We start from the raw sequence: 12,397 nt of genomic DNA on the forward strand, positions 1-12,397 counted from the left end.
GACCATGGACCCCTCCCTGGCGCGGCGCGTGCTCGTCGCGTCGACCGAGATCACGACGGCGGCGCTGGAAGACCCGGAGAACGTGCTGCGGCTCGTGGTGGAGGCGGCCGCGGAGATCGCGGACGCCGACCTCGGGCTGGCCATGATCGGTACGGCCGACGACGGCACGCTCACCGTCGAGGCCTCCAGCGGCGAGCCGGTCCTGGCCACGCTCAGCCCGCGCAGTGCGGCCGCGAAGGCCGCGCGCACCGGTGTCCCGGTGGTCGCCAACGACGTGACGAACGATCCGCGCACGGCCCCGTACGTGCCGCAGGCGTTGCGGGGCTACGGACCGTTCGCCGTGGCGCCGTTCGGCACGACGGACCACAAGATCGGCGCGCTGGCCGTCTACCGCAGGCGGGACAAGGCGCCGTTCACCCAGGAGACCGTGGACGTGCTGACGGCGTTCGCCGCCCAGGCCGGTCTCGCCGTCGTGCTGGCCGAGGGCTTCACGGCACGGCAGCGCGTCGCGGTCTACGAGGAACGCGAGCGGATCGCCCGCGACCTGCACGACGTGATCATCCAACGGCTCTACGGCGCCGGCGTGCAGCTCAACCTGCTGGAACGCCGGCTCGGCAAGAAGCTCGACGCCTCTCAGCGAGCGAGGATCGAGGAAGCGGTCGACCTCGTCGACGAGACGATCGCGGAGGTCCGCGCGACCGTCCGCAAGCTGCGCAACACCGACCCGGCCGAGGGCGCCGACCTGCTCGACTCGATCAACGCCGAGGTCCGCACGGCCGGCGAGCTGCTCGGGTTCCCGCCGCGCCTGCACGTGGCGGGCGACCTGGCGAACGTGCCGCGCCCGCACGCCGACGACGCACGGGCGGCCCTTCGCGAGGCGTTGTCGAACGTGGTGCGGCACTCAGGCGCCACGCACGTGCAGATCGACGTACGGCGCGATGAGAAGCATCTGCTGCTGCGCGTCGCGGACAACGGTTGCGGCATCCCGTCCGGCGTCACTCAGCGCGGATTGCGGCACCTCGCGGAACGCGCGAAGGCCGCGAGTGGCGATTTCCGCGTCGTGAGTTCACCGAACGGGACGACCCTCACCTGGTCCGTCCCCGTTTAGCCACCCATGCGGCGGCTTGCGTTCGCCGTTCCATGCCGAGTTTCGCCAGCACGGACGTCACGTAGTTCTTCACGGTCTTCTCCGCGAGGAACAGCCGTTCACCGATCTGTCTGTTTGTCAGGCCCTCGCCGATCAGCTCCAGCACGCGCTGTTCCTGATCGGTGAGGCCGACCGGCGCTGGGTTGCGCATCCGCTCGAGCACGCGTGCCGTCGTGGCGGGGTCCAGAAGGGACCGTCCAGCCGCGACCTCGCGCACGGCCGTGACGACGTCCTGGCCGCGAACCTGCTTGAGCAGATAGCCCGACGCACCGGCCATGATGGCGCCCACCAGCGCTTCCTCGTCGTCGAACGCCGTCAGCACGAGGCACCGGATACCGAGATCGCGCAGCGTCCGGCAGAGGTCGACGCCGGTGCCGTCGGGCAGCTGAACGTCCACGACGGCCACATCGGGCGTGTTCGCCTGGGCACGTGTCACCGCCTCGTCGACGGATCCGGCCTCCGCGATCACCGAGATGTCGATCTCGTCATCCAGCATCTCGCGCAACCCTCTGCGCACGACCTCGTGGTCGTCCACCAACAAAACTCGCACTGGCACGAATCCACCGTACGTCGAATGCCGGTTCACGAGGCTGTCTCGGATTGGGACAGTTCTTGTCATGGCAGAAGGCTCGGTAAGACCGATCGAGGAAGCAGATCGCATAGTTGTCGCCCGATTGGTTCTCGAGCTATGGGGAGCACACACGGCCGTCGCGCACGGTGAGGTGTTCTTCCCGGCGAGTCTGCCGGGCTTCCTCGTGGAGAAGCAGGGTCAGGTCCTGGGCCTGCTGACCTACGCGGTGGCGAACCACCAGCTGGAGATCGTCACGATCGACGCGCTTCGGCGGGGCCGCGGTGTCGGCACCGCGCTGGTCGACGCCGCGGTTCGCCAGGCGCGCACACTCGGCTGCAACCGGGTGCGCCTGACGACCACCAACGACAACCTGGACGCGGTCCGCTTCTACCAGCGGCGCGGGTTCAAGCTGGCCGCGCTGAGACCGGACGCGGTCCGCGAAGCACGCAAGCTCAAGCCGGAGATCCCCACGGTTGGGGATTTCGGTATCCCCATCACAGATGAGCTCGACCTGGAACGATGGGTCGCACCCCGGCAGTAGTCCACAGGTATCCACACCCCTGTCCACAGGGTTGTGCACAGGCTTCTAGACCCGCAGAGGGTTGAACGCCTCGTCCCACGCGGCGGCCACCTGATGCGCACACGTCGATGGCGCGACGCCTCCCACCCCGGTGCCCAAGCCCGGCATCGCGATGGTGCGGACGGCGTCGCGCACCGGCGTGCCGTCCTCCAGGCGTCCTTCGAGCCACAGCCGCAGAACGGCCCGTGCGGCCAGGTACGGGTGAACGGTGTCGGTCGGCAGGCGTTCGCCGGGGCGCCGCATCGTGGGCGCGCTGATCAGCCACGCCGGCTCGGTCTCGCCGGTGGCCACCACCTGCGCCTCACCGACCGGCAGTTCACCGCCGTGCAGCGCCAGCACCGCGCTCCGGACGTTGTTCTCCACCAGCGGGAACGCCGTGGCGTAGATGGCGTCGATGCCGCCGCGCATCCAGCCCTGAGAGTTGGCGGGGCTGACGACGGCCTGCGCCTGGATGTCCAGCACGGACCCGCGATGCACCCGCACGCTGGGGCGTCCGTGCGCGACGGCGAGCCAGGCGTCGGCCATCGGTTCGTCGACCGCGCACAACACGAGTTCTGGCGCTAGAGCGGGCACGCCCCAAGCATTCCAGTTCGAACGGTCCTGACGGAACCCAGGTTTGGCCGCTGACACAGGGGTGATGTACGCCTCTACTCTTTGCGGCGTGCCACGCATTGCGTACTTCGGACCACAGGGGACCTTCACCGAGCAGGCGGCGCTCCGCTTCGAGGGTGAACTCGTCCCGGTCGAGACGATTCAGCTCGCCGTAGCGGCCGTCCGCAGCGGAGACACGGACTTCGCGTGCGTGCCGATCGAGAATTCCGTCGAGGGCGCCGTCCCCGCGACGCTGGACGTGCTGATCCGCGACACCCCGGTCGTCGCCGTCGCCGAGACGATCCTGGACGTGCGGTTCAGCGTCCTGGTCCGGCCGGGTACCACCGAGATCAAGACCGTCGCTTCTCATCCGCACGCGCTGGCCCAGGTCCGGGAGTGGATCGCCGCCGAGCTGCCGGGCGCGACCTCGATCGCCACCTCCTCGACGGCCGCGGCCGCCGCCGCCGTCGAGCGCGGTGAGTTCGACGCGGCCGTGACCGCCCCGGTCGCGATCAACCACTACGAGCTCGACGAGTACGCGACGGACGTGCTGGACGTGGCGGACGCGCGCACCAGGTTCCTGCTGCTCCGTTTGCCAGGTCAGCTGCCCGAACCCACGGGCGCCGACCGCACGAGCGTCGTCGTGACCACCCCGAACCGCGTCGGCGTGCTCTCGGAGCTGCTGAGCGAGCTGGCCTTGCGTGGCATCAATCTCACCGGCCTCGAATCGCGCCCCACGAAGGGCAAACTGGGGACGTACCGCTTCTACATCGACGTCGAGGGGCACATCGCAGAACCGAGGATCGGTGACGCGCTGGCCGCGCTGCACCGACACTCGGGCGAGATCCGGTTCCTCGGGTCCTTCCCGAAGGCCGACCGCGAGCCTGTTGAGGCTCACAACGCCGAGTTCGCCGCAGCAGCCGCTTGGGTCGATGCTGTCAGAAAGGGCGAACGCGGGTGAGGTTGCTGCTGGTCAGGCACGGTGAGACGGCGTCGAACATCGAGCGCAAACTGGACACGGCGATGCCGGGTCCGCCGCTCACCGAGCTGGGCCAGAAGCAGGCGCGCGAGCTCGCCGACACGCTGGCCGCGGAGGACATCACCGCCGTCTACGCCAGCATCGGCCTGCGCGCCCAGCAGACCGCCGCGCCGACCGCCGAACGCTTCGGCCTGCCCGTCCAGATCCTGGAGGGTGTCCACGAGATCCAGGTCGGCTCGCTGGAGGGCCGCAACGACACCGAGGCCTACAAGACCTACCTGGAGACCGTCATCAAGTGGGCAGAGGGCGCCCTGGACGTGGCGTTCCCCGGCGGCGGCGAGACCGGGCAGCAGGTGCTGGACCGGTTCCTCGGCGCGGTCGAGTCGATCAAGCAGGACGGCACCGTCATGGTCGTGACGCACGGTGGGTCCGGCCGGATGGGCGCGCTGGCGCTGGCTGCCAACGTCCCGTTGGAGCTGGCCGAGAACCTGCTGCCGAACACCGGCGTCGTGGTGCTGGAGTCCGAGGGTGACGGCTGGGTGTGCCGGTCGTGGGCGGGCGTCGAGGTCTAGCCGCGCTTGAGGGGCAGACCCGCCTCGGCACGCCACCGGTCGGCGTCCGGCGAGGCGGTTTCGCGCCACTGAACCACCTGGTCGACAGCGGCTTCGATCGCCGCTGTCAGTTCCTCGGGCGTGGTCGCCGTCGTCTCGACGTCACGGACGAAGTGCATGTTGTGGTCCTGTGGGCACTGGCACCAGATACCGATCGACGCGGAGACCTCCACGCCCGCCGACCCCTCCGCCAGGCAGACGTCCAGGTTCAGCTCCACCTGATCGTCCGCGTCCTCACCCAGGTACACCGCGCCGCCGAACAAATAGCGCCGGCCAGGCCCGTGCGACCAGTGCCAGTGCCCCGGCGACATCCGGTCGGTGGCGCGCCGGATGCGGTCGAGCTGCTCCGGCGACGCGTCCGGGAACAGCGCCGGCAGGTCCGCCTCGGCCAGGTCGGGCCGCGGGGCCTTCACTAGCCCCAGCCCAGTTCGTGCAGCTTGGCGTCGTCCACCCCGAAGTGGTGCGCGATCTCGTGCACGACGGTGATGATCACTTCCTCCACCACGTCGTCCTCGGTGTCGCACATGTCGAGGATCGCCTCGCGGTAGATGAAGATGTGGTCCGGCAGCGTCCCGCCGTAGTCGGTGTTGCGCTCGGTCAGCGCGATGCCCTGGTAGAGCCCGAGCAGTGACGGCTCGTCGGGGTTGCGGTCCTCGACGAGCACCACGACGTTGTTCATCGCGTGCATGAACTCGGGCGGGACCAGGTCCAGGGCTTCTTCGACCAGCTCGTCGAAGCGAGCGCGGGTCATCTCGACGGTCATCGGTTCTCAGACGGCGCGGTGGGCTGGCTGCTGGACGGCTTGCCGGACTCCGAGGGCTCGTTGCTGCCCGACGGCTTGCCGGTCTCCGAGTGCAGCGGCGCACCGGTCGGCTCGTCCTGGGGCCGGACCGACGTGGTCTGCGGCGGGTTCGCGGTGGTCAGCGGGGCGCCGTTGGGGTTGCGGACGCTGCCCTTCCACGTGACCAGGTTCTCGCCCTGGGGGATGGCGGCGATCTTGCAGTTCGCCTTGCGGGAGCCGACGGCCCAGCTCTCCTCGGCACGCGTGTCGTAGCTGACCAGCAGGCCCTTGGCCTTCAGGTCCGCGCCGCCGGTGTACTCGGCGGCCATCGGCGTGCACTGGGTCAGCATGGCCTCTGCCTGCTGCTCGACCGGCATGAACGCGCCCTCCGGGTGCTGGACGACGCCGATGATCTCGAACGCGTGCGGCTGAGCGCACTCGATGGGGTCGCCGACCGTGTTGTTCTCGCCGAGCGCGATGCACACGCCGGGGTCGTACACGTTCGACTGGTCCTGGGTCTTCGCGCTGCCGAACGACGGCAGCGGGGCGCCCGACGGTGCGGTGACCTGCAGGCCGCAGCGCAGCTGGCGGTCGCCGTTGCCCCAGCGCTTCTCGTCCGTGTTCAACGAGCTGACGCCGTACTTGCCCTTCGGGTCGAGCTTGCCGGACATGTACGTGGTCGCGGTCTGGGCGCATTGCTCCGTCGAGATCTTCTGCCAGGTCTCCGCGTTCGGGAACGGGGCTTCCTTCGGGTACGCGGCGGTGATGTCCGTGGTGCCCGTGACCTCGAACTTGTGGGCCGCCGAGCAGTCGACCTTCCTCGCGTCGGAGAGGTCGGCCTTCGCCCAGTCGAGGCAGTCGCCGGTCACCGCCTGGTACGCGGCGTTGACCAGTTCGCGCTTGCCGAGAGGTCCGCCGGCGAACACGGAGGTGAACGCGGACAACATCAACAAGATGAACGCGCCCACGAACGCGCCGACCATCACAAGCCGCGTGTCGCGGATGTGACCTGATCGACTCAACCAACCGGCGCTCGGAGACATCTCATCCATGATGCCCGTGCTGTGTGAGGCGGCTGTGCGCCGGGTTGGGTCGAGTGTTGCTATTAGGACACTCGTCACTCAATCGGCCCTGTTTCAGCCGCGTCGCTCGGTACCTTGCCCGCGGGAGTGGTGATGACTGACAACAACTTGCCAGGACCTGGCCAGCCGACGCCGCCGTCGGGACAGCCCGGCCAGCCACAACAGCCGTACCAGCAGCTGCCGCCGCAGCCGCCGGTGCCGATGCCTGGGCCCAACCAGCCGCCGCCGCAGCCGCCCGTCAAGGGCAAGATGCGGCAGCAGCAGGCCGGCGTGACGCAGCCGCGCCAGGCGACGGTCGCCGAGCAGCGCGCGCGTGCCGCCGCGTTGAAGGCGCAGCAGGAGCGGTTCGCCGCCGAGTCCGCCGCCTTCGAGAAGCGCCGCAAGAAGCGCAAGCGCCTGCTCATCGGTGGCGGTGTCACCTTGGGCGTGGTCGCGCTGGTCGCGATCTGGTACGCGGCCAGCAGGCCGGACAACGTCACGGCGCAGTGCACCGACGCGAACAACGTGATCGTCGACGACGACTACTGCGACGAGTCGTACTACCGCAGTCACGGCGGGTACAGCAGCGGCGGCTTCATCTACATCGGTGGCAGCTCGTACCGCTACAACTACGGCGGGTCCGGCGCGGTCGGCCAGAAGGCCGTCGGCGGCAGCTACACGATCCCCAAGGGCGCGAACGTCACCACGAAGTCCGGCACCTCGGTGCAGCGCGGCGGCTTCGGGGTCAGCAGCGGCTCGTCCAGCAGCGGAGGCTGAGCACAGTTGCGTCGTGAAACCTCGCAACCGCGGCCGAACTGGCAGCGCACGGTCTCGGACCAGGGGTTGGTCTTCGGGCTGCCCGCGAAGTACGCGAACGGCTCCGACCGCCCCTACTGGGACGAGTCCGTGCACTACGTGTTCGAGATGAGCGAGATCCTCTCGCTCGAAGCCGACGTCGAGCTGCTCCACTCCATGTGCCTCGACGCCGTGGACAACGTCGTGCTGACCGAGCGTTACCGCGACTTCGGCATCCCCGAGTGGGTGTGGCCGCACATCGCCGAGTCGTGGCGCCGCCGCGACCCGCACGTGTACGGCCGCTTCGACCTGCGCTACGACGGGTCCGGTCCCGGGAAGCTGCTCGAGTACAACGCGGACACCCCCACGTCACTGCTCGAGGCCGCGTACATCCAGTGGTACTGGAAGACCGACGTCTTCCCGGACGACGACCAGTGGAACTCGCTGCACGAGCGCCTGGTCGAGCGCTGGACGGAGATCGGTGCCAAGCTGCCGTCCAGTGAGCTGCACTTCAGCTGGTCGAGCGCCGACCCGTCCGGCGAGGACCACCTCACCGCGGCGTGCCTGCAGGAGACGGCCGCGGAAGCCGGCCTGAACACGGTGGGCATCGCGATGGAGGACATCGGCTGGGACACCCTGCTCAACCGGTTCGTCGACCTCGAAGAGGCCCCGATGAACTCGGCGTTCAAGCTCTACCCGTGGGAGTGGGTGGTCGAGGAGCAGTTCGGCCGCCACGCCGTGGAGTCGCTGCCCGGCACGCTGTGGATCGAGCCGCTGTGGAAGATGCTGCTCTCCAACAAGGCGCTGCTCGCGGTGCTGTGGGAGATGTACCCGGGCCACCCCAACCTGCTCCCGGCCTACCTGAACGACCCCGGCATGCTCACCGAGTACGTGCGCAAACCGCTGCTCGGCCGTGAGGGGTCGAACATCCAGATCGTCGCCCCCGGTTACGAAACGCAGACCGGTGGTGTGTACGGCAAAGAAGGTTTCGTGTACCAGCTGTTCGATCCGCTTCCGGAGTTCGACGGCTACCGCCCCGCGTTGGGCGCCTGGGTCGTCGGCGACACGTCGGCCGGCCTCGGCATCCGGGAAACAGTCGGTCTGGTGACCGACGATGGCGCGGCGTTCGTGCCGCATCGAATTGTTGAGTGAAACTCCGAAAGGGAACAGCAACATGATCCAGCTCGCGTTGGAACCCGGCTTCGGCTCGAACATCGGCCAGGGCATCGGCGCGATCGCGCTGTACGCCGTCGTCGGTCTGGTCCTCATGGTGTTCGGCTTCTACGCGATCGACTGGACGACGCCGGGCAAGCTGTCGATCCTCGTTCGCAACGGTGCGCCGAACGCCGTCATCGTGACCGCCTCCGGCATGGTCTCGATGGCGTTCATCGTCGTCGTCGCCATCCTCAGCGCGGTCGGCAAGCTCGACGAAGGCCTGCTCCGCGCGCTGATCTACGGCGTCGTCGGCATCATCGTGCAGGTGGCCGCGGTGCGGCTGCTCGAGTGGGTGACCAAGCTCGACATCGGCGGGATCATCGAGTCCGACAAGTTCGCGCCCGCGTCCGTGGTCGTGGCCTCGGCGCACGTGGCGCTCGGTCTCGTGGTGGCCGTCGCGATCTACTAGCCACGCCTTTCCGCATTGTGAAAGTCACGCGGGGGCCCCGCGTTTCCTCCTGGGGAACGCGGGGCCCCCGCGTGACGTTCGGCGAACGGATATCCGCGTGAAGTGCGGAAGGGGCGGGGACTACCCTTCTCCAGGTGATTGACCTCAAGGTGTTGCGCGAAAACCCGGAGATCGTGCGCGCTTCGCAGCGTGCCCGCGGCGAGGACGAGGGCGTCGTCGACTCCCTGCTGTCCGCTGACGAGCGCCGGCGGACCGCGATCTCCCGCGCGGACACCCTGCGCGCCGAGCAGAAGGTGCTCGGCAAGGAGGTCGGCAAGGCCAAGGGCGACGAGCGCGCCGCGCTGCTCACCAAGGCGAAGGACCTGGCCGCCGAGGTCAAGGCCGCCGAGGCCGAGCAGAACGCCACCAGCGAACTGGTCACCGAGCTCCTGACCAAGATCCCGAACCTGGTGCACCCGGACGCACCGGTCGGTGGCGAGGACGACTTCGTGGTCCTCAAGACGGTCGGCGAGCCGCGCCAGTTCGACTTCGAGCCGCTCGACCACCTCGACCTGGGCACCAGGCTCGGCGCGATCGACATGGAGCGCGGCGCCAAGGTCGGCGGCAGCCGGTTCTACTTCCTCAAGGGCGTGGGCGCGCAGCTCGAGCTCGCGCTGCTCAACATGGCGGCGGCGCAGGCCACGGCCAACGGCTTCACGCTCATGATCACGCCGACGCTGGTCCGGCCGGAGATCATGGCGGGCACCGGGTTCCTCGGTGCGCACTCGAGCGAGATCTACCACCTGCCCAACGACGACCTGTACCTCGTCGGCACGTCGGAGGTGCCGCTCGCGGGCTACCACGCCGACGAGATCCTGGACGGGGAACGCAGGTACGCGGGCTGGTCGTCGTGCTACCGCCGCGAGGCCGGGTCGTACGGCAAGGACACCCGCGGCATCATCCGCGTGCACCAGTTCAACAAGGTCGAGATGTTCTCCTACGTGAAGCCCGAGGACGCCGAGGCGGAGCACGCCCGGCTGCTCGGGTGGGAAGAGGAGATGCTCGCCAAGATCGAGGTGCCTTACCGCGTCATCGACACGGCGACCGGTGACCTCGGCATGTCGGCATACCGCAAGTTCGACTGCGAGGCGTGGGTGCCGACGCAGCAGAAGTACCGCGAGCTGACCTCGACGTCGAACTGCACGACCTTCCAGGCGCGCCGGCTGAACGTCCGCTACCGCGACGAGAACGGCAAGTCGCAGATCGCGGCCACGCTCAACGGCACGCTGGCGACCACGCGGTGGATCGTGGCGATCCTGGAGAACCACCAGCAGGAGGACGGGTCCGTCGTCGTGCCGGCCGCGCTGCGGCCGTTCATGGGCGGCCTGGAAGTCCTTAGGTAACAATTCACCAAAAGCTGTACTTCTGCGGCCGCTTGCGCGTCTTAGTTGGTGACACCACCACATGGGGGAGTGGTGTCGACTAACGGGGGTTAGCGATGGCGCTGGAAGCTGCAGTGAACGAAGTCGACATCACGCCGGTGCACCCGCCGTACCCGAGCCTGTGGATGGGCGGATACGGCTGGGGCCCGCGCGGCAACAACGGCGCGATCGCACGCCGGTTGCGTGCGCAGTGCCTGGTGATCTGGGACAACGACGTGCCGAAGGTCCTGCTCCGCGCGGACCTCATCAGCGTTCCGAGGGACGTGCACCAGGCGATCAGGGGAACGCTCGTCGCGGAAGGACTCGTCGCCCACGACGACTTCCTCCTGCTGGCGAGTCACACGCACTCGGGTCCGTTGTACGGGGACACCCGGCCGAACCCGCACGTGATGATGAACCTCGGCCAGGCCGACGTCGACGCGGTCAACGGCACTACCTGGTTGATCACCGACGCGATGGTCCAGCTGGTGCGCGACACCCTGGAGCAGGCACGGACCGGCGTCACGCTGGCCTACGCCGAGGGTGAGGCCAAGATCGGCTTCAACCGGGTGTCCAGCAGTGCGGCCGTGCTCGACACCGTGCCGGTGCTGCGCCTCGACACCACCGGCGGAGACCTGTTCGCCGTGGTGTTCGGAGCGGCCTGCCACCCGGTCTCGCGCGGCAAGGACGACGTGTTCGACGGCGAGTACCCCGCCGTGGCGGCCGCGCTCGTCGAGCAGGCCTTCGGTGTGCCCGCGCTGTTCGTCCAGGGCGCGTGCGGTGACCAGGAGGCGCACGACCCGCATGCTCCCGCCACGACCGACAACCTGGGGGCGGTCCTCGGGCAGGAGGTCGTCAACGTGCTCGGGGGTGGCGCGTTCTCCGACGTCACGGGGCCCGTCACGGCGAAGCTGATCGAGGTCGAACTGCCGTTCCAGGTCGACACCACCAACCCGGACGCGCGAGCCAACCTGCGCGCGAAGTACCAGCTCCGGCGCAAGGTGATGGGTCTGGGCGACCCGCACCGGCGGCACGCCGAGCTGATGGTGAAGCTGATCGACTCGGGCGAGCTGCCCACGTCGTTGCCGATGCCGATCCACCGCTGGCGGTTCGGCGGGCTGACCATCCTCGCGCTCGCGCACGAGCCGTTGTCCGCGTACGACGTGAAGCTTCGTGCCGCGTTCGACGGAGACCTCTGGGTCATGGGATACGCCAACGAGTGCGAGGGCTACGTCGCGGACAACGACACGCTGCGCTCGGGCGGCAACCTGCACGGCGGCTACGAGGCAGGGTGGAACGAGAACGACCCGCTCGTCGCGGGTTTCGGCAGCTGGACCATCTCCTACGCGTGGCCCAGCCCGTTGAAGTTCTCCGCTGGCGCCACGCCGGCGGCGGGTACGACCGAGCGGATCGTCATGGACGCCTGCCTCGGCCTGCTGAACACCTAAGCCCGTCAGGCCCTGTCCTGCCCGTGAAGTAGAGTGGCCTACCGGCCCCGTCGGGTGGAAGTGCCCTGGTGACGTGGGTTACACATCAACTCACGGGCAGGACAGGATCAGTGGCGAACCGAATTCACGAGACCGCGATCATCGGCAAGGACGTCGAGATCGGCGACGACAACGTGATCGGACCGTACACGGTGATCGCCGGGCCGTGCCGGATCGGTGATGGCAACTTCATCGGCCCGCACGTGAGCATCGGCGGCCCCGCCGAGTACCTGAGCGCGCCGCACCTGGCCGGCTGGGACGGCGAGAACGACGGTCCCGGCGTGGTGATCGGCGACCGCAACCGCATCCGCGAGTTCGTCACGATCAACCAGGGCGTCAGCCACGCGACGAGCCTCGGCAACGACAACTACGTGATGGGCCGCGCGCACGTCGCGCACGACTGCACGATCGACAACAGCGTCGTGATCACGAGCGCCGTGCAGATCGCCGGCCACTGCCACGTGTGGAGCGGCTCCAACATCGGCCTCGGCACCGTCGTGCACCAGGGCGTGCAGATCGGGCCCGGCGCGATGGTCGGCCTCGGCTCGGCCATCCGCAAGGAGGTCGGTGCGTTCACCATCACCCTGGGCAACCCCGCCCGCACGACCGGCGTCAACGTCATCGGCCTGTCGCGCCGCGGCTGCGACGAGGACGCGATCGCCGGCCTCACCGGTTTCCTCACCGGCAAGGAGGCGGATGTTCCCGCCGGCCTGCCGGAGGAGCTCGCCGCGCTGCTCAAGGCGTGGACCGAGCGTTCGACCGAGCACTGA

At 68.8% G+C, this 12,397-nt stretch carries 15 protein-coding genes; 10 read left to right on the forward strand and 5 right to left on the reverse strand.

All coding sequences use genetic code 11. The features are described 5' to 3' along the window. Positions 1–4: 4 nt before the first annotated feature. Entirely contained in the window at positions 5–1,108 is a 1,104-nt protein-coding gene (locus ACIA8G_RS34595; protein WP_396422941.1) for a GAF domain-containing sensor histidine kinase, read from the forward strand. Here ACIA8G_RS34595 and ACIA8G_RS34600 read toward each other — a convergent pair. Beyond that, positions 1,086–1,703, reverse strand: coding sequence for a response regulator (locus ACIA8G_RS34600; RefSeq protein WP_396422942.1), 618 nt, complete (start codon positions 1,701–1,703; stop codon positions 1,086–1,088). The genes ACIA8G_RS34595 and ACIA8G_RS34600 overlap by 23 nt on opposite strands. A gap of 118 nt (positions 1,704–1,821) precedes the next feature. Here ACIA8G_RS34600 and ACIA8G_RS34605 point away from each other — a divergent pair, with 118 nt between their 5' ends. After that, complete coding sequence (locus ACIA8G_RS34605; protein ID WP_396422943.1) at positions 1,822–2,259, forward strand: GNAT family N-acetyltransferase; 438 nt, start codon at positions 1,822–1,824, stop codon at positions 2,257–2,259. A 45-nt stretch (positions 2,260–2,304) separates the two neighbouring features. On the opposite strand, the gene ACIA8G_RS34610 is transcribed toward ACIA8G_RS34605, so the two are convergent. After that, a complete protein-coding gene (locus ACIA8G_RS34610) occupies positions 2,305–2,823 on the reverse strand; it encodes a macro domain-containing protein (protein ID WP_396423286.1) in 519 nt (172 codons plus the stop codon). 136 nt (positions 2,824–2,959) lie between these two features. Between ACIA8G_RS34610 and pheA the strand changes: the two genes are divergently transcribed. Then, on the forward strand, positions 2,960–3,850 hold the full coding sequence (gene pheA, locus ACIA8G_RS34615) for a prephenate dehydratase (RefSeq protein WP_396422944.1): 891 nt from the start codon (positions 2,960–2,962) through the stop codon (positions 3,848–3,850). Continuing rightward, positions 3,847–4,440 (forward strand): histidine phosphatase family protein, encoded by a 594-nt coding sequence (locus ACIA8G_RS34620; RefSeq protein WP_396422945.1) that lies wholly within the window; start codon positions 3,847–3,849, stop codon positions 4,438–4,440. Before pheA ends, ACIA8G_RS34620 begins: the two co-directional genes overlap by 4 nt. Here the strand turns inward: ACIA8G_RS34620 and ACIA8G_RS34625 are convergent. The 3 genes from ACIA8G_RS34625 to ACIA8G_RS34635 are packed head-to-tail and all read right to left on the reverse strand — an operon-like array spanning position 4,437 to position 6,228. Beyond that, the gene (locus ACIA8G_RS34625) at positions 4,437–4,892 is read right to left on the reverse strand and encodes a hypothetical protein (RefSeq protein ID WP_396422946.1); all 456 of its coding nucleotides are present in this window, start codon (positions 4,890–4,892) and stop codon (positions 4,437–4,439) included. The two genes, ACIA8G_RS34620 and ACIA8G_RS34625, sit on opposite strands and share 4 nt — an antisense overlap. After that, positions 4,892–5,242 (reverse strand): metallopeptidase family protein, encoded by a 351-nt coding sequence (locus tag ACIA8G_RS34630; protein ID WP_396422947.1) that lies wholly within the window; start codon positions 5,240–5,242, stop codon positions 4,892–4,894. The genes ACIA8G_RS34625 and ACIA8G_RS34630 overlap by 1 nt, the downstream gene beginning before the upstream one ends. Further along, complete coding sequence (locus ACIA8G_RS34635) at positions 5,239–6,228, reverse strand: septum formation family protein (protein ID WP_396422948.1); 990 nt, start codon at positions 6,226–6,228, stop codon at positions 5,239–5,241. The genes ACIA8G_RS34630 and ACIA8G_RS34635 overlap by 4 nt, the downstream gene beginning before the upstream one ends. Before the next feature lie 207 nt (positions 6,229–6,435). Between ACIA8G_RS34635 and ACIA8G_RS34640 the strand changes: the two genes are divergently transcribed. From ACIA8G_RS34640 to ACIA8G_RS34665, 6 genes are all read left to right on the forward strand, one after another. Next, positions 6,436–7,098 carry a hypothetical protein gene (locus tag ACIA8G_RS34640; RefSeq protein WP_396422949.1) on the forward strand — a complete coding sequence of 221 codons (663 nt, stop codon included), beginning with the start codon at positions 6,436–6,438 and terminating at the stop codon, positions 7,096–7,098. Between the two features lie 6 nt (positions 7,099–7,104). Further along, positions 7,105–8,268, forward strand: coding sequence for a glutathionylspermidine synthase family protein (locus ACIA8G_RS34645; protein WP_396422950.1), 1,164 nt, complete (start codon positions 7,105–7,107; stop codon positions 8,266–8,268). A 22-nt stretch (positions 8,269–8,290) separates the two neighbouring features. Continuing rightward, positions 8,291–8,740: a DUF350 domain-containing protein gene (locus ACIA8G_RS34650; protein ID WP_396422951.1), complete on the forward strand. Its 450-nt coding sequence runs from the start codon at positions 8,291–8,293 to the stop codon at positions 8,738–8,740. A 134-nt stretch (positions 8,741–8,874) separates the two neighbouring features. Continuing rightward, positions 8,875–10,122, forward strand: a complete 1,248-nt coding sequence (gene serS, locus ACIA8G_RS34655; RefSeq protein WP_396422952.1) for a serine--tRNA ligase — start codon at positions 8,875–8,877, stop codon at positions 10,120–10,122. A gap of 113 nt (positions 10,123–10,235) precedes the next feature. Beyond that, a complete protein-coding gene (locus ACIA8G_RS34660; RefSeq protein WP_396422953.1) occupies positions 10,236–11,588 on the forward strand; it encodes a hypothetical protein in 1,353 nt (450 codons plus the stop codon). A gap of 110 nt (positions 11,589–11,698) precedes the next feature. Next, entirely contained in the window at positions 11,699–12,397 is a 699-nt protein-coding gene (locus ACIA8G_RS34665) for a UDP-N-acetylglucosamine acyltransferase (protein ID WP_396422954.1), read from the forward strand.

This window comes from Lentzea sp. NPDC051213 (assembly GCF_044455585.1).
Classification (GTDB): domain Bacteria; phylum Actinomycetota; class Actinomycetes; order Mycobacteriales; family Pseudonocardiaceae; genus Lentzea.

Excerpts from the sequence above, each read along its gene's own strand:
- ACIA8G_RS34595 (WP_396422941.1), top strand. The coding sequence starts at position 5 with ATGGACCCCTCCCTGGCGCGGCGCGTGCTCGTCGCGTCGACCGAGATC.
- ACIA8G_RS34610 (WP_396423286.1), bottom strand. The coding sequence starts at position 2,823 with ATGGCCGACGCCTGGCTCGCCGTCGCGCACGGACGCCCCAGCGTGCGG.
- ACIA8G_RS34630 (WP_396422947.1), bottom strand. The coding sequence starts at position 5,242 with ATGACCGTCGAGATGACCCGCGCTCGCTTCGACGAGCTGGTCGAAGAA.
- ACIA8G_RS34640 (WP_396422949.1), top strand. The coding sequence starts at position 6,436 with ATGACTGACAACAACTTGCCAGGACCTGGCCAGCCGACGCCGCCGTCG.
- ACIA8G_RS34650 (WP_396422951.1), top strand. The coding sequence starts at position 8,291 with ATGATCCAGCTCGCGTTGGAACCCGGCTTCGGCTCGAACATCGGCCAG.